Below are 16,459 nucleotides of genomic sequence, written 5' to 3'. Positions count from 1 at the left end.
TAGGGGCGGTTCCAGCCATTCCTTATTGACAGATAGTCGTCACAGGCCGAACAATACCGAAGCGGAAACGGAACGTACCGTGTCGTGTCGCTCTCGTTCTCCGCACCGTTCGTGCCGTTCGTGCCGCGACGAGCCGATCGGGGGACGGCTCGCCCGGCCGACGGCACGGACGCCCGCTCACCGATCCGATCCGGCCATGGGACGACCCTCGGCACCGCGCCAGGCCCCTGCCCGGCCCTTTCCATCCGCCTCACAGCCTCGCGGCCACGCAGCTTCGCGACCCCACAGCCTCGCGGCCACGCAGCCTCGCCACCTCACAGCCTGGCGACCTCGCGGCCACACGACCTCACGACCTCACGGCCTCTCGCCACCGTCCTCGGACCGTGACAGCCGAACCGCCCCGCCCCACCGGCGTACGCGCGGAGGGACGAGGCGGGAAAGAGTCCGGCGGAGCGGGACGACCAGGCGTCCCGGAAGGCGCTACTTGGCGTCGTTGGCCGTCCGGACCAGCGTGTCCTTCGTCACGGCTCCCACGTACACCTTGCCGTCGTCCGTCACCAGGGCGTTGACCAGGCGGGTCTTGAAGACCGTGCCCGAGCCGAACTTCCCGCTGACCTTGTCGCCCAGCGCGTCCAGGAAGCCCTGGGCCCCGGCCGGCACGTCGCCCGAGTCCCCCGTGGGCAGGCCCTTGCCGCCGGGGATCTCGATGGCGGCGACGGACGTCCAGCCCTCGCCGATGACGTTGACGCCCTCGGAGCCCGTCAGCCCTTCCAGGCCGGGGAGCTGCCCGGAGAACTGCTCCGGGAGGGCCTTCTGCGGCGCCCCGTGCTCGTCCTTGCCGGTCTCCAGCTCGTCGGCCTCCGTCACCTTCGCGCCCTTGGGCGGGGTGAAGTCGAACGTGGAGGCGGCGGGCTGGGAGAAGTCGACCTTGGTGAAGCCCGCGTCGACCACGGCCTTGCCGCCGCTCGCCGCGGCCAGCGTGAACTTCAGCGGCACGCCGTTCTCCGCGTCCACCGCGATCCGCACCGAACCGACCGTCGAGCCGGACTGCTTGGGCTTGATGACCAGCTGGTACGCGTCCCGGCCCGCCACCTGCGCGGTGCCGTCCACGGTGACCGAGGTGGTGTCGCCGACCGCCGCGAGCGCCTGCTCGGCGAACGCCTTGGGGGACGCCGGCAGGTCCTCGGTGGGCTTGGGGCCCTTCCTCGGGGCGTCCCGGCCCTCGGTCTCGCCGGACGCCTCGGGGGCCTTGGCGTGGTAGACCTCGTCGGACTCGGAGTCGTACGCCCAGACCTCGCCCTTGTTGTGGACGACGCTGTACTCGGACGCGCCCCCGACGATGGACAGGCGCTGCTTGTCCGGGCCGTCCGCGGCCACCCGCAGCGTGTGCGTGCCGGACGTCAGCTCCATGAGCTTGTCCTGCGGTGCGGTCGCGCCGCCGTCCCCGCCCTTGCCGCCGTCCGGCAGGAAGGAACCCGCGAGGCCGTCGAGGGGCAGGCCGAGGTCGGTGCTGATCTTGAAAGTTCCCGAGAGCTGCTGCTCGTCGGAAGCGGCGATCTTCTCGATGAGCTCCTGTGCGCTGATCTTCGGCAGGTCCGGGTCGCCCGAGTTCGCGAGCGCCGGGACGAGCCCGATGGTCGCGGCCGCCACTCCCGCGACCGCGACGGGGACGATGTAGCGCGTCGCCTTCCGGCGGCCCCTGACAGTGCCCGTGGCCTCGCCGGTGGTCTCTGCGCTGTCGTTCGGTGCCATGTGTGCCCTACCTCCGTGGTCGGCGGCTTCCGTCCGGTTCGCTCGACCACTCCCTGCCGCCCTGCTCACCCGATGTGGTCAGGAGTGGTTGATATCCATCTGACCAAATCGGGCGGGATGAAGCGTCAGCCCCGGGGATCAACTCCGCCTACTGCTCCGGTATGACAACCAGAGGGGGTGAGTCGGCCATCCAGTAGGGGTAGGCCCCGCCGAAGGCGCACCGCATGACGCACCGTCGACCAAGGAAGCCCGGCCGCGGCGCGCGGCGCGTGCCGCTCAGCCCGCGCGGTGCACCACCGCGTCGCACAGCTCCTCCAGCGCGGACTTCGCGTACCCCTCGGGCAGCGGCGCGAGCGTGGCGCGCGCCTCCTGGGCGTAGCGGACGGTGTCCTGGCGGGCCTGCTCCAGCGCCGGGTGGGCGCGCAGCCGGCGCAGCGCCTCCGCGAGGTTGTCGTCGTCGCTGAGGTCGCCGTCGAGCAGCTCGACCAGCTCCAGGTCGTCGGGCTTGCCGTCCGCCGCCGCCTGGGCGCGCAGCCGCAGCACCGGAAGGGTGGGGATGCCCTCGCGCAGGTCGGTGCCGGGGGTCTTGCCGGACTCGTGGGTGTCGGACGCGATGTCGAGTACGTCGTCGGCGAGCTGGAACGCGATGCCGAGCCGCTCCCCGTACTGCGTGAGGATGTCCACGGTCCGCTCGTCGGCCCCGGCCATCAGCGCGCCGAACCGGCCGGAGACGGCGACCAGCGAGCCGGTCTTGCCGCTGAGCACGTCCAGGTAGTGGTCGACCGGGTCGCGGCCGTCGCGCGGGCCCGCGGTCTCCAGGATCTGGCCGGTGACGAGCCGCTCGAACGCCTCGGCCTGGATGCGTACGGCCTCGGGGCCGAGGTCGGCCAGGATGTGCGAGGCGCGGGCGAACAGGAAGTCGCCGGTGAGGACGGCCACCGAGTTGCCCCAGCGGGTGTTGGCGCTCTCCACGCCCCGGCGCACGTCGGCCTCGTCCATCACGTCGTCGTGGTACAGCGTGGCCAGGTGGGTCAGCTCGACGACGACGGCCGCGGGGACGACGCCCGGCGCGTCCGGATCACCGAACTGTGACGCGAGCATGACCAGCAGGGGGCGGAACCGCTTGCCCCCCGCCCGCACCAGGTGCTGGGCGGCCTCGGTGATGAAGGGCACATCACTCTTGGTGGCTTCGAGCAGCCCCGCCTCGACAGCGGCCAGGCCCGTCTGGACGTCGGCCTCAAGAGCCTGGTCCCGCACGTGCAGTCCGAACGGCCCGACGACGGTCACGAGGGCATCTCCTGTCTGCTGACGATCACACGCGATGTCGACGTGTCACCTCTCGAATCAACTTCAGCGTATCCGGTCTCCTATGGATCACCGTGGGCGGCTTCCCACCACCGCCGGTATGTTCGGGATCAGCTCATACGATCAGGAGTGTCTGCTTTGTCCAACACGACCGCCGACACCGAGCCGGCCCAGCCGCCGCCCGAGGACGACCGCGCCTTCTTCGGCCAGCCACGGGGTCTGATGACCCTGTCCGGCCTGGAGGTCTGGGAGCGGTTCTCGTTCCTCGGCATGCAGGCGATCCTGGTGCTGTTCTTCGCCGACACGGTGGCGAACGGCGGCATGGGGATGAACCCCGGAACCGCCGCCTCCGTGTCCGCCGCGTACGGGACGCTCGTCTATCTGGTCTCCGTCGCGGGCGGCTGGCTGGCGGACCGCATCCTCGGCTCGTACCGGGCCGTGCTGTACGGCGGCATCCTCATCGCCTGCGGCCACTACGCCATGGCCGTGCCCACCGACGCGATGACCTGGGTCGGCCTCGGCCTGATCAGCGCCGGAACGGGCCTGCTCAAGCCCAACGTGGCCTCCATGGTCGGCAAGCTCTACCGCACCGACGACGAGCGGCGCGACGCCGGCTTCGCCCTCTACTACATGGGCATCAACATCGGAGCCTTCGCCGGTCCGCTGATCACCGGCTGGCTGGGCGACCACGCGGGCTGGCACTGGGGTTTCTCGGCCGCCGCGATCGGCATGACCCTCGGCCTGATCCAGTACGTCGCGGGCCGCCGTCACCTGGCCGGGCGAAAGCACTCCGCCGAGTTCGCGCTCGCCCCCGCCGCGATGCGCCGCGCGGTGCGGCTGATCATCGGCGGGGCGATCGCGGTCGCCGTCGTGGCCACCGCCCTGGCGCTGGCGGGGTGGCTCACGATCGACCGGTTCGTGGACGTGCTCACGGTGGTCTCGGTCATCGCCCCGATCGCGTACTTCGCCGTCATGTTCAAGAGCCCCCGCGTCACCGCCGAGGAACGCGGCCGGCTGCGCCCGTACGTCGTGCTCTTCCTGGGGTCCGTCGTCTTCAACTTCATCCTGTTCCAGGCGTACTCGACGATGATCCTGCTCGCCTCGACCAACGCCCGCACCGAGGTCCTCGGCTTCACCTTCCCGGCCAGCTGGTACGCCTCCGCGCTCGGCGCGTTCGAGGTCGCGCTCGCACCCGTGGTGGCGGCCACCTGGGTCAGGATGGGCCGCCGCCAGCCGCACGCCTCCAACAAGATCGCCTTCGGCGTGATCCTGGGCGGCCTGTCGTTCCTGCTGATGGTCCTGCCCACGTCCGGGCACGCCGACGACACGTACAAGATGGCCGCCTGGTGGATCGTCGGCTCCTACCTGCTGCTCGGCCTCGGTGACGTACTGCTGGAGACCTCCGGCCTCTCCGCCAGCAGCAAGCTCGCCCCGAAGGCGTTCGCCAGCCAGACGATGGCCCTGTGGTTCCTGTCCCTGGCCGTCGCCAACGGCATCCAGGCCCAGATCGTGAAGCTGTACGGCGAGGTCTCCAACCCCGCGTACTTCGGCGTCAACGGGGCGATCGCGGTGGCGGCGGGGGTGGCGATGATCCTCGCCGCGCCGTGGCTGAAACGCACGATGCACCCGGTCCACTAGCGGCCCCGAGAAGGCGTCCCCGTCCCCCACCGAGGTGACCCATGAACATCACGACCGAGTTCCCGTACGAGACGACCCGCGAGGACGTCTACATCCCGCTCCCCGACGGCACCCGGCTCTACGCCCGGATCTGGCGCCCCCTGACCGACGAACCGGTCCCCGCCCTGCTGGAGTACCTGCCCTACCGGCTCAGCGACTGGACCGCCCCCCGGGACTGGCAGCGCCACCCCTGGTACGCGGGCCACGGCTACGCCTCCGTACGGGTCGACGTCCGGGGGCACGGTGACAGCGAGGGCCTGCCGGGCGACGAGTACGACGAGCGGGAGCTCAGCGACGGGGTCGCCGTCGTCCACTGGCTGGCCCAGCAGGAGTGGTGCTCGGGCCGGGTCGGCATGTTCGGCATCTCCTGGGGCGGCTTCAACTCGCTCCAGATCGCCCAGCTCGCGCCCGAACCGCTGAAGGCCATCGTCACCGTCTGCTCGGCCGACGACCGTTACGACAACGACGTCCACTACATGGGCGGCTCCGTCCTCGCCGTCGACATGCACGCCTGGGCCGCCACCATGCTCGCCTTCGTCTCCCGGCCGCCGGACCCGGCGCAGGTCGGCGACGAGTGGAAGGAGATGTGGCTGGAGCGGCTGGAGGCCGTCGACCCCCTCATCCACACCTGGCTGGCCCACCAGAGCCGCGACGACTACTGGAAGCATGGCAGCGTCTGCGAGGACTACGGGGCGATCAAGGCGAACGTCCTGGCGGTGGGCGGCTGGCACGACCCGTACCGCGACACCGTCCTCCGGCTCGTCGAGCACCTGGACCCGGGGCAGGTGCGCGGGATCATCGGCCCGTGGTCGCACCAGTACCCGGACCGGGGGCTGCCGCCGGGACCGGCGATCGGCTTCCTCCAGGAGACCCTGCGGTGGTGGGACCAGCACCTCAAGGGCAAGGACACCGGGGTGATGCGGGAGCCGCTGCTGCGGTCCTGGATCAGCGGCTCGCACCCGCCCGCCACGGTGTACGAGACGCTGCCCGGCCGCTGGGTCGGGGACGCCTCCTGGCCGTCGGAGAACGTCACCCCGGTGGCGTACGCGCTCCAGGGCGGCGAGCGGATCGTCGCCTCGCCGCAGCAGACGGGGCTGGACGCGGGGCGCTTCTTCCCGTTCGGCAACGACGCGGACCTGCCGCCGGACCAGCGGGACGAGGACGCGAAGTCGGTGTCGTTCGAATTCCCCGTCGAGGAGGCCCCGATCGAGATCCTCGGCCGCCCCCGGGTGAAGCTCCGCATCCGGATGGACGTCCCGCGCGGCCAGGCGATCGCCCGCCTCTGCGACGTGGCCCCGGACGGCTCCTCCACCCTGGTCACCCGGGGCGTCCTCAACCTCGCCGCCCGGCACGGCCGCGACCGCACCGACGACTGGACCCCCGGCGAGAGCGAATCCGTCACCTTCGACCTCAACGGCATCGGCCACACCTTCCCGCCCGGCCACCGCATCCGGATCGCGATCTCCTCCGCGTACTGGCCCTGGATCTGGCCCCAGGCCGGTTCGGCGGGCTTCACCCTCGACGCGGACGGCAGCTTCGTCGAGCTGCCGGTGCGCCGCCACACCGAGGACCCCGCGATCACCTTCGGCGACCCGGAACAGTCCGAACCGCTCGGCGTCGTGTACCCGGTCACCCTGGAGGAGCCGCGCCCCGAACGCCTCGTCGTCCGCGATGTCGCCAAGGGCGAGTGGCGGATGGAGGTCGACCCCCGTTACGGCGGTACGCGCGTCTACCCGGACGGCCTCGAATTCACCGAGGACGCCCTGGAGACGTACACGATCCAGCAGGACGACCCGCTCTCCGCGCGCACCCGCAGCGACTGGCGGATCCGGCTGCACCGGCCGGAGATGGCCTGGGACGTGGAGATCGAGACGCGTTCCGAGATCGCCGCCGACGACAACGACTTCATCACCTCCAACGAGGTGATCTGCAAGGACGGCGGCGAGATCGTCTTCCACCGGACCTGGGAGAAGCGCATCGCGCGCACGGCGGGCTGAGCGGAGGGGGTGTTCCGTCGCGACCGGTCCGCGTGTCATGTCGTCGGGTCCCGTCGGGTCCCCCGTCAGGCCCCCGGATTTCCGGGGGCCTTTCCGAGAGGCTCTGCGAACTTTCCGGGCAATAGGTGCAGTTGGGGATAGTCGGGGCACTGCCGTGGGGTAGGACCTCCGACGTAACGTGTCCCCCACACGACCTGGAAAGCGAGGCAGCAACACATGCCCGAGCAGAGCAGCCCGCTCGACCTGCCCGAGGGCGACCCCTTCGGCCCGCACAACCTGCCCTACGGTGTGTTCTCCACCCCCGACCACCCCGAGGACCGCCGGGTCGGCGTCCGCATCGGCGACCACGTCCTGGACGCCGGGGCCGCCGCCCACGCGCTCGGCTCCCCCTACGCCGGGCTCCTGGCGCAGCCGAGCCTGACGCCTCTGCTCGCGGCGGGCCGCACCGCCTGGCGGGACGTGCGCCGCGCGCTCACCGCCTGGGTGACCGTCCCGGGCCACCGCGCCGACGTGGAGCCGCTGCTGCACCCGGTGGACGCGGTGACCCTGCACCTGCCGTACGAGGTCGCGGACTACGTCGACTTCTACGCCAGCGAGCACCACGCCACCAACGTCGGGCGGATCTTCCGCCCGGACGGCGACGCGCTCACCCCCAACTGGAAGCACCTGCCGATCGGTTACCACGGCCGCTCCGGCACCGTCGTGGTCTCCGGTACGGACGTGGTGCGCCCCAGCGGCCAGCGCAAGGCCCCCGCCGACCCGGCGCCCGTCTTCGGGCCCTCGGTGAAGCTGGACATCGAGGCCGAGGTCGGCTTCGTCGTCGGCGTCCCCTCCGCCCACGGCGCCCCGGTCCCGCTGGCCGACTTCCGCGAGCACGTCTTCGGGCTCTCGCTCCTCAACGACTGGTCAGCGCGCGACCTCCAGGCATGGGAGTACGTGCCGCTGGGCCCGTTCCTGGGCAAGTCCTTCGCCACCTCCGTATCGGCGTGGGTCACCCCGCTGGAGGCCCTGGACGCGGCCCGCACCGCCCCGCCGGCCCGGGACGTCCCGCTCCTGCCGTACCTGGACGACTCCGGGGAGGAGGAGCACGGCGGCTTCGACATCCGGATCACCGTCGAGATCAACGGCCAGGTGGTGGCCGAGCCGCCGTTCGCCTCGATGTACTGGACGGCCGCCCAGCAGCTCGCCCACATGACGGTGAACGGCGCGTCGCTGCGCACCGGCGACCTGTACGGCTCCGGCACGGTCAGCGGCCCCGAGACCACGCAGCGCGGCTCCCTGCTGGAGCTCACCTGGAACGGCCGGGACGCCCTGGAACTGCCCGAGGGCAAGCGGACGTTCCTGGAGGACGGCGACACGGTCACCCTGACCGCCTGGGCCCCGGGCCCGCACGGCACCCGCGTGGGCCTCGGAGACGTGACCGGCAGGATCGTCACGGCGCCATGACCTCTCCCTCCCACGCCCTGACGCTGCCCGAGGAGCTGATCCTGCTCGCCCTGGACCCGGACCGGGGCAAGCCCGTGTGCAACGCCCGCGATCTGGCGTACGGGACCGCCGGGGCCGTCCTCGCGGAGCTGGAGATCCAGGGGCGGATACGGGAGGAGGGCGGCCGGGTCCGAGTGGTGAACCCGCTGGACCCGGCCGACCCGCTGCTCGCCGCCCTGCTCCGGACCCTGGACCCGCCGGCCAAGGGCCGCCGCCGGGAGATCCGCGCGCGGCACTGGGTGGATGACTACAACCAGTACGCACAGGACGAGTACCTGGACTCCATGGTCGAGCGCGCCGTCCTGTCCCGGGAGACCCGCCGCTTCCTCGGTGTGCTCCCGTACCACCGCCACTTCCCGGGCGTGCCGGACCTCGCGCCGGACGTCCTCGACCGTTTCGCGGCGGCCGAGGCGGCGGGATACCCCGACCACCGCGACCGGGTGCTGGCCGCCCTGGCCTCGGCGATCGGCCTCGCCGGCGAACTGACCCGCCTCGGCCGCAGGGGCCGCACGGTGATGAAGGTCATGCGCCGCTCCGAGTGGACCGCCGTGGCCGTCCACCACAACGTGAAGCAGAACGAGTCCGGCAACGGCTGGAGCGGCGGCGGGGGCTTCGGCGGCGGCTTCGGCGGGGGCGGGGACAGGGACGGGGACTGAAGGGGGCCGGTGACGGCGCTGCGGTCAGCGGTGGGCGCGGCGTTCACACGTTCGGGGGGGCCTCCCCTGAGACGCTGACCCGCGACCGGGAGACGAAGCCCGTGAAGCACGCCCGGGCGGCAGACCCGGAACAGGTCCGCCGCCCTCCTTCGCCCTCCTTCTCACCGCCCGGTGCTCACTCGTACTCGGGCGGTTCCTCGTCCCAGGCGAACTCGGGGTCGCTGTCCCGGTGGGCGGCCGGTGCTGCGGGGGCCTTGGCGCGGGCCGGGGCGGTCGCCGGACGTGCCGTGGGCACCGGGGCCGAGGGGGCCGCCGGGGCCGAGGGAGCCGGGGCCGCCCCCGGGGACGTCTCCGCCAGGACTCCCAGCACCCCTTCCCCGTACGTCGTGAGCTTCTTCTCGCCCAGGCCGCTGATGCCGCCCAGCTCCGCGAGCGAGGACGGGTGGACGGTCGCGATCTCCCTCAGCGTCGCGTCGTGGAAGATCACATACGCCGGGACGCCCTGCTCCTTGGCCGTCGCGCCGCGCCAGGCGCGCAGCGCCTCGAAGACCGGGACCGCCGATTCCGGGAGGTCGGCCGCGGCCGCCTTGCCCTTCGCGCCCCGGCCGCCGCCGGCCGAGGACGACGAGCGGGTCGTCGGCTTCTTCGGCTCCTTGCGGAGCAGGACGTCCCGCTCCCGGCCGAGCACCGTGGCGCTCTCGTCGGTGAGGACCAGCGTGCCGTACTCCCCCTCGACCGCCAGCAGGCCCTGCGCCAGCAACTGGCGGACCACGCCGCGCCACTCCGCCTCGGCCAGCTCCTCGCCGATGCCGAAGACGGAGAGCCGGTCGTGGTCGAACTGGATGACCTTGGCGGTCTTGCGGCCGAGCAGGATGTCGATGATCTGGCCCGCGCCGAACTTCTGGTTCCGCTCGCGCTTGAGGCGGACCACCGTGGAGAGCAGCTTCTGCGAGACGACCGTGCCGTCCCAGGTCTCCGGCGGGACCAGGCAGGTGTCGCAGTTGCCGCAGTTCGCCGCCGTGGGCTCCTGGCCGAAGTAGGTGAGGAGCTGGGCCCGGCGGCACTGGACCGTCTCGCACAGCGCCAGCATCGAGTCCAGATGGGAGGCGGCCCGGCGGCGGAACGCCTCGTCGCCCTCGCCGCCCTGGATGAGCTTGCGCTGCTGGACGACGTCCTGGAGCCCGTACGCCATCCAGGCCGTCGACGGCTCGCCGTCCCGGCCCGCGCGGCCGGTCTCCTGGTAGTACCCCTCGACGGACTTCGGGAGGTCGAGGTGGGCGACGAAGCGGACGTCCGGCTTGTCGATGCCCATGCCGAAGGCGATGGTCGCGACGACGACGAGGCCCTCCTCGCGGAGGAACCGCGCCTGGTGGGCGGCGCGCGTCGAGGCGTCGAGACCCGCGTGGTAGGGCACGGCCTCGACGCCGTTGCGACTCAGATACTCCGCGATCTTCTCGGTGGAGTTGCGCGAGAGGCAGTAGACGATGCCCGCGTCCCCGGCGTGCTCCTCCTTGAGGAAGGTCAGGAGCTGCTTCTTGGGCTCGGACTTCGCCACGATCCGGTACTGGATGTTGGGCCGGTCGAAGCTGGCGACGAAGTGCTTCGCGTCCGGCATGCCGAGGCGGCGGGTGATCTCCTCGTGCGTGGCTCCCGTGGCGGTCGCCGTCAGGGCGATGCGCGGGACGTCGGGCCAGCGCTCGCCGAGCACGGACAGGGCCAGATAGTCCGGGCGGAAGTCGTGGCCCCACTGGGCGACGCAGTGCGCCTCGTCGATCGCGAAGACGGAGATCTCGCCCCGGGCCAGCAGCGAGAGCGTGGAGTCCAGCCGCAGCCGCTCGGGGGCCAGGTAGAGCAGGTCCAGCTCCCCCGCGAGGAACTGCGCCTCCATCGAGCGGCGCTCGTCGAAGTCCTGCGTGGAGTTCATGAAGCCGGCCCGCACGCCGAGCGCCCGCAGGGCGTCGACCTGGTCCTGCATGAGGGCGATCAGCGGGGAGACGACGACCCCGGTGCCGCGCCTGACCAGGGACGGGATCTGGTAGCAGAGGGACTTTCCGCCGCCGGTCGGCATGAGCACGACGGCGTCGCCGCCGGACACCACATGCTCGATGACCGCGCCCTGCTCGCCGCGGAACGCGTCGTACCCGAAGACCCGGTGCAGCGTCCGCTGCGCCTCGGTCTCGGCACGGCCGCCCTTGTCGGCGCCGGTCCCGTCGCCGGTGACCGTCCCGGTCTCATCCATGGTCACGCCCAATGCTCTGTCCCCCGAGGTCCCGCCGTGTCCGGCTCCGGTCCGCAATGTCCCGCCCGCACGCCCGGCCCTGTCCGTCCGCTCTCCGTCCCCGACCACGATAGGCGGCTCCTACGACAACGCCGGACGGTCCTGTGGATAAAGGACCGTCCGGCACTGTTGCACGGGGGCTCGCCCACCGCGTTCCGCGAGGGCTCGCCTACCGCACGAAGACCCCCGCCTGGCCCGCGAGGTCCAGGAAGTACTGCGGGGCCAGGCCCAGCACCAGCGTGACCGCCACGCCGACCCCGATCGTCGTCATGGTCAGCGGGGACGGCACGGCGACCGTGGGGCCGTCCGCCTTCGGCTCGCTGAAGAACATCAGGACGATCACCCGGATGTAGAAGAAGGCCGCGATCGCCGACGAGATCACACCGACGACGACCAGCGCACCCGCGCCGCTCTCCGCCGCCGCCTTGAAGACCGCGAACTTGCCGGAGAAGCCCGAGGTGAGCGGGATCCCGGCGAAGGCCAGCAGGAACACCGCGAAGACCGCCGCGACCAGCGGCGAGCGGCGGCCGAGCCCGGCCCACTTCGACAGGTGCGTGGCCTCGCCGCCCGCGTCCCGTACCAGCGTGACGACCGCGAACGCGCCGACCGTCACGAAGGAGTACGCGCCCAGGTAGAAGAGGACCGAGGAGACCCCCTCCGGGCTGGTCGCGATGACACCCGCGAGGATGAAGCCCGCGTGCGCGATCGAGGAGTAGGCCAGCAGCCGCTTGATGTCGGTCTGGGTGATCGCGACGACCGCGCCGCCCAGCATCGTGATGATCGCGACCGACCACAGCACCGGCCGCAGGTCCCAGGTGAGCCCGGGGAGCACCACGTACAGCAGGCGCAGCAGCGCGCCGAACGCGGCGACCTTCGTGGCGGCGGCCATGAAGCCGGTGACCGGGGTCGGCGCGCCCTGGTAGACGTCCGGGGTCCACATGTGGAACGGGACCGCGCCGACCTTGAAGAGCAGGCCGATCAGGATCATCGCGCCGCCGATGAGCAGCAGCGCGTCGTTGCCCATCGTCCCGGCGAGGGCCGGGTCGATCTCCAGCACCGAGCCGTCGACGACGTTGGCGATGGCGGCGTACGAGAGGGAGCCCGCGTAGCCGTAGAGGAGGGCGATCCCGAAGAGCAGGAACGCCGAGGAGAACGCGCCGAGCAGGAAGTACTTCACGGCCGCTTCCTGTGACATCAGCCGCTTGCGGCGGGCGACGGCGCACAGGAGGTAGAGCGGGAGCGAGAAGACTTCCAGCGCGATGAAGAGGGTCAGCAGGTCGTTGGCGGCGGGGAAGACGAGCATGCCCGCCACCGAGAACAGGACCAGCGGGAAGACCTCGGTGGTGGCGAAGCCCGCGCGGGTGGCGGCCTTCTCTGCTTCGCTGCCGGGGACCGTACCGGCCTGGGCGGCGAAGGAGTCGACCCGGTTGCCGTGGGCGGTGGGGTCGAGCCGCCGTTCGGCGAAGGTGAAGACGGCCACCACGGAGACCAGGAGGATGGTGCCCTGGAGGAACAGGGTGGGACCGTCGACCGCGATCGCGCCCATGGCGGCGATCTGGGCCTTGGTGGTGGCGTATCCGCCGGCCGCGAGGGCGACGACGGCGGCGAACGCGGCGGCCAGCGCGACCACGGTCAGGAAGAGCTGGGTGTGGTAGCGGGCCTTGCGCGGTACGAAGGCTTCCGCCAGGACGCCCAGGACGGCGGCGACCACGATGATCAGGACGGGCGCCAGCTGGGCGTACTCGATCGTGGGCGCCGTGAAGCGGTCCCCCGGAGCTGCCGATGTCACCCCGCTCGCCGTCGTCCACAGGCTGTGGACAGCTGTTGCGCTCACTTGGCGGCCTCCACCTCGGGCTGGGGGTCCTTCTTCTGTACGTCGGACATGGTGTGCTTGACCGCCGGGTTGACGACCTCGGTGAGCGGCTTCGGGAAGACGCCCAGGAAGATCAGGAAGGCGATCAGCGGCACGGCGACCGCCAGCTCACGGACCTTCAGGTCGGGCATGGTCCGCACCGACTCGTTGACCGGGCCGGTCATCGTCCGCTGGTAGAGCACCAGGACGTAGACCGCGGCGAGCACGATGCCGGAGGTGGCGATGATCCCGGCCACCGGATAGGCGCTGAACGTGCCGACCAGGACCAGGAACTCACTGACGAACGGGGCGAGCCCCGGCAGCGACAGGGTCGCCAGACCGCCGATGAGGAAGGTGCCCGCCAGGACGGGGGCGACCTTCTGCACCCCGCCGTAGTCCGCGATGAGCCGTGAGCCGCGCCGGGTGATGAGGAATCCGGCGACCAGCAGCAGCGCGGCGGTGGAGATGCCGTGGTTGACCATGTAGAGCGTGGCGCCCGACTGGCCCTGGCTGGTCATCGCGAAGATGCCCAGGATGATGAAGCCGAAGTGCGAGATCGAGGCGTAGGCGATGAGCCGCTTGATGTCGCGCTGGCCGACCGCGAGCAGCGCCCCGTAGACGATGGAGACGAGCGCCAGGGCGATGACGACCGGAGTCGCCCACTTGCTGGCCTCGGGGAAGAGCCCGAGGCAGAAGCGGAGCATCGCGAAGGTGCCGACCTTGTCGACGATCGCGGTGATGAGGACGGCGACCGGTGCGGTCGCCTCGCCCATCGCGTTGGGCAGCCAGGTGTGCAGCGGCCAGAGCGGGGCCTTGATCGCGAAGGCGAGGAAGAACCCGAGGAACAGCCACCGCTCCGTGCTGGTCGCCATCTCCAGGGTGCCGTCGGCCCGGGCGGCCACGATCTCGGAGAGCGAGAAGCTGCCCGCGACCACATAGAGCCCGATGACGGCGGCCAGCATGATCAGGCCGCCGGCCAGGTTGTAGAGGAGAAACTTGACCGCCGCGTACGAGCGTTGCTTCGCGGCGTTCTCGTCGCTGCCCGCGTGGGCCCGGTCCCCGAAGCCGCCGATGAGGAAGTACATCGGGATGAGCATGGCTTCGAACAGGATGTAGAAGAGGAAGACGTCGGTCGCGAGGAACGACAGGATCACCATGGCCTCGACCATGAGGATCAGGGCGAAGAAGCCCTGGGTGGGCCGCCAGCGCGAGGACTTGGTCTCCAGGGGGTCGGCGTCGTGCCAGCCCGCCGCGATGACGAACGGGATCAGCAGCGCGGTGAGCCCGAGGAGGGCCACCCCGATGCCGTCGACGCCCAGTTCGTACCGGACGCCGAAGTCCGCGATCCAGGACCGGGACTCGGTCAGTTGGTAGCGGTCGCCGCCCGGTTCGAAGCGGGCGAAGACGATGCCCGCGAGGACGAGCGTGCCCAGCGAGAAGAACAGCGCGAGCCACTTGGCCACGGTGCGCCGTGCGGCGGGGACGGCGGCGGTGGCGATGGCTCCGATGGCCGGGAGCGCCGCCGTCGCGGTCAGGAGGGGAAAGGACATGTGATCAGACCGCCCTCATCAGCAGGGTCGCGGCGATGACGACCGCCGCACCGCCGAACATCGAGACCGCGTAGGAGCGGGCGTAGCCGTTCTGCAGCTTGCGCAGCCGGCCGGAGAGCCCGCCGACCGACGCGGCCGTGCCGTTGACGACGCCGTCGACCAGGGAGTGGTCGACGTAGACGAGCGAGCGGGTGAGGTGCTCGCCGCCGCGGACCAGGACCACGTGGTTGAAGTCGTCCTGGAGCAGGTCGCGGCGGGCCGCCCGGGTGAGCAGCGAGCCGCGCGGGGCGAGGACGGGCACCGGCTTGCGCCCGTACATCGTCCAGGCGATGCCGACTCCGACGACCAGGGCCACCACGGTGGCTCCGGTGACGGTGGCCGCGCTCAGCGGGGAGTGCCCGTGGTCGTAACCGGTGACCGGCTCCAGCCAGTTGACGAAGCGGTCGCCGATGGAGAAGAAGCCACCGGCGAAGACCGAGCCCACGGCCAGCACGATCATCGGGATCGTCATGGACTTCGGGGACTCGTGCGGGTGGGGCTCGTGGCCCTCGGCGTCGGGCTGCCAGCGCTTCTCGCCGAAGAAGGTCATCAGCATCACGCGCGTCATGTAGAACGCGGTGATCGCGGCGCCCAGCAGGGCCACGGAGCCGAGGATCCAGCCCTCGGCTCCGCCCTTGGCGAAGGCCGCCTCGATGATCTTGTCCTTGGAGAAGAAGCCGGACAGGCCCGGGAAGCCGATGATGGCGAGATAGCCGAGGCCGAAGGTGACGAAGGTGACCGGCATGTACTTCCGCAGGCCGCCGTACTTGCGCATGTCGACCTCGTCGTTCATGCCGTGCATCACCGAACCGGCCCCCAGGAAGAGCCCGGCCTTGAAGAAGCCGTGCGTCACCAGGTGCATGATCGCGAAGATGTAGCCGATCGGGCCGAGGCCCGCGGCGAGGATCATGTAGCCGATCTGCGACATCGTGGAGCCGGCGAGCGCCTTCTTGATGTCGTCCTTGGCGCAACCGACGATCGCACCGAAGATCAGCGTGACCGCGCCGACGATGACCACGACCAGCTGGGCGTCCGGGGCGGCGTTGAAGATCGCGCCGGAGCGGACGATCAGATAGACGCCGGCGGTGACCATGGTCGCGGCGTGGATGAGGGCGGAGACCGGGGTCGGGCCCTCCATCGCGTCGCCCAGCCAGGACTGCAACGGCACCTGGGCCGACTTGCCGCAGGCGGCCAGCAGCAGCATCAGGCCGATCGCCGTCAGCTTCCCCTGGCTCGTCTCGCCGGTCGCCTCCAGCACCGGCCCGAAGGCGAAGGTCCCGAAGGTGGTGAACATCAGCATGATGGCGATCGACAGGCCCACGTCACCGACGCGGTTGACCAGGAACGCCTTCTTCGCGGCGGTGGCCGCGCTGGGCTTGTGCTGCCAGAAGCCGATGAGCAGGTACGACGCCAGACCGACGCCCTCCCACCCGACGTACAGCAGCAGGTAGTTGTCGGCGATGACCAGGATCAGCATCGCCGCGAGGAACAGGTTGAGATAGCCGAAGAAGCGGCGCCTGCGCTCGTCGTGCTCCATGTAGCCGATGGAGTAGATGTGGATCAGCGTGCCCACACCGGTGATGAGCAGGACGAACGTCATCGACAGCTGGTCGAGCTGGAAGGCGATGTCGGCCTGGAAGCCCTCCACCGGAATCCAGCTGAACAGGTGCTGGTGCAGGGCCCGGTCCTCGGGCCCCTTCCCCAGCATGTCGGCGAAGAGGACGACGCCGACGACGAACGAGGCGGCGGCGAGCACGGTGCCGAGCCAGTGCCCGACCCCGTCCAGCCGACGTCCGCCGCAGAGCAGGACCGCCGCTCCGAGCAGGGGCGCCGCGACGAGCAGCGCGATCAGGTTCTCCACGATTCCG

Annotated in this window: 10 protein-coding genes; 4 read left to right on the top strand and 6 right to left on the bottom strand. The window is 71.1% G+C overall.

What is annotated here, in order from left to right; genetic code table 11:
- Positions 1 to 480: 480 nt before the first annotated feature.
- Together ACLJPL_RS07940 and ACLJPL_RS07935 are read right to left on the bottom strand one after the other, a co-directional pair.
- Positions 481 to 1,752 (bottom strand): LolA family protein, encoded by a 1,272-nt coding sequence (locus tag ACLJPL_RS07940; protein WP_411079974.1) that lies wholly within the window; start codon positions 1,750 to 1,752, stop codon positions 481 to 483.
- 276 nt (positions 1,753 to 2,028) lie between these two features.
- Positions 2,029 to 3,039 (bottom strand): polyprenyl synthetase family protein, encoded by a 1,011-nt coding sequence (locus ACLJPL_RS07935; RefSeq protein ID WP_411079973.1) that lies wholly within the window; start codon positions 3,037 to 3,039, stop codon positions 2,029 to 2,031.
- Positions 3,040 to 3,195: 156 nt separating this feature from the next.
- On the opposite strand from ACLJPL_RS07935, the gene ACLJPL_RS07930 reads away from it, so the two are divergent.
- The 4 genes from ACLJPL_RS07930 (at position 3,196) to ACLJPL_RS07915 (ending at position 8,872) form a co-directional block, all read left to right on the top strand.
- Positions 3,196 to 4,695 (top strand): peptide MFS transporter, encoded by a 1,500-nt coding sequence (locus ACLJPL_RS07930; RefSeq protein WP_411079972.1) that lies wholly within the window; start codon positions 3,196 to 3,198, stop codon positions 4,693 to 4,695.
- Between the two features lie 41 nt (positions 4,696 to 4,736).
- A complete protein-coding gene (locus ACLJPL_RS07925; RefSeq protein WP_411079971.1) occupies positions 4,737 to 6,731 on the top strand; it encodes a CocE/NonD family hydrolase in 1,995 nt (664 codons plus the stop codon).
- 216 nt (positions 6,732 to 6,947) lie between these two features.
- Positions 6,948 to 8,177: a fumarylacetoacetase gene (gene fahA, locus ACLJPL_RS07920; protein ID WP_411079970.1), complete on the top strand. Its 1,230-nt coding sequence runs from the start codon at positions 6,948 to 6,950 to the stop codon at positions 8,175 to 8,177.
- Positions 8,174 to 8,872, top strand: a complete 699-nt coding sequence (locus ACLJPL_RS07915) for a GOLPH3/VPS74 family protein (protein WP_411079969.1) — start codon at positions 8,174 to 8,176, stop codon at positions 8,870 to 8,872. Before fahA ends, ACLJPL_RS07915 begins: the two co-directional genes overlap by 4 nt.
- A 175-nt stretch (positions 8,873 to 9,047) precedes the next feature.
- On the opposite strand, the gene recQ is transcribed toward ACLJPL_RS07915, so the two are convergent.
- The 4 genes from recQ to nuoL form a co-directional block, all read right to left on the bottom strand.
- Positions 9,048 to 11,111, bottom strand: coding sequence for a DNA helicase RecQ (gene recQ, locus ACLJPL_RS07910; protein ID WP_411080047.1), 2,064 nt, complete (start codon positions 11,109 to 11,111; stop codon positions 9,048 to 9,050).
- 208 nt (positions 11,112 to 11,319) lie between these two features.
- Positions 11,320 to 12,984: an NADH-quinone oxidoreductase subunit NuoN gene (gene nuoN / locus ACLJPL_RS07905; protein WP_411079968.1), complete on the bottom strand. Its 1,665-nt coding sequence runs from the start codon at positions 12,982 to 12,984 to the stop codon at positions 11,320 to 11,322.
- On the bottom strand, positions 12,981 to 14,552 hold the full coding sequence (locus ACLJPL_RS07900; RefSeq protein WP_411079967.1) for an NADH-quinone oxidoreductase subunit M: 1,572 nt from the start codon (positions 14,550 to 14,552) through the stop codon (positions 12,981 to 12,983). The genes nuoN and ACLJPL_RS07900 overlap by 4 nt, the downstream gene beginning before the upstream one ends.
- Positions 14,553 to 14,556: 4 nt before the next feature.
- Positions 14,557 to 16,452: an NADH-quinone oxidoreductase subunit L gene (nuoL, locus tag ACLJPL_RS07895; RefSeq protein WP_411079966.1), complete on the bottom strand. Its 1,896-nt coding sequence runs from the start codon at positions 16,450 to 16,452 to the stop codon at positions 14,557 to 14,559.
- Positions 16,453 to 16,459: the final 7 nt, after the last annotated feature.

The sequence above is a fragment of the Streptomyces sp. cmx-18-6 genome (genome assembly GCF_046548915.1).
In the GTDB taxonomy this organism is placed as follows: Bacteria; Actinomycetota; Actinomycetes; order Streptomycetales; family Streptomycetaceae; genus Streptomyces.
The sequence above is the reverse complement of the archived record's forward strand: the minus strand, read 5'-3'. Positions and strand labels throughout refer to the sequence as shown.

Bases quoted from the DNA above. Each gene is read 5' to 3' on its own strand.
- ACLJPL_RS07940 (WP_411079974.1), bottom strand. From the start codon at position 1,752: ATGGCACCGAACGACAGCGCAGAGACCACCGGCGAGGCCACGGGCACT.
- recQ (WP_411080047.1), bottom strand. From the start codon at position 11,111: ATGGATGAGACCGGGACGGTCACCGGCGACGGGACCGGCGCCGACAAG.
- ACLJPL_RS07925 (WP_411079971.1), top strand. From the start codon at position 4,737: ATGAACATCACGACCGAGTTCCCGTACGAGACGACCCGCGAGGACGTC.
- ACLJPL_RS07915 (WP_411079969.1), top strand. From the start codon at position 8,174: ATGACCTCTCCCTCCCACGCCCTGACGCTGCCCGAGGAGCTGATCCTG.
- fahA (WP_411079970.1), top strand. From the start codon at position 6,948: ATGCCCGAGCAGAGCAGCCCGCTCGACCTGCCCGAGGGCGACCCCTTC.
- ACLJPL_RS07900 (WP_411079967.1), bottom strand. From the start codon at position 14,552: ATGTCCTTTCCCCTCCTGACCGCGACGGCGGCGCTCCCGGCCATCGGA.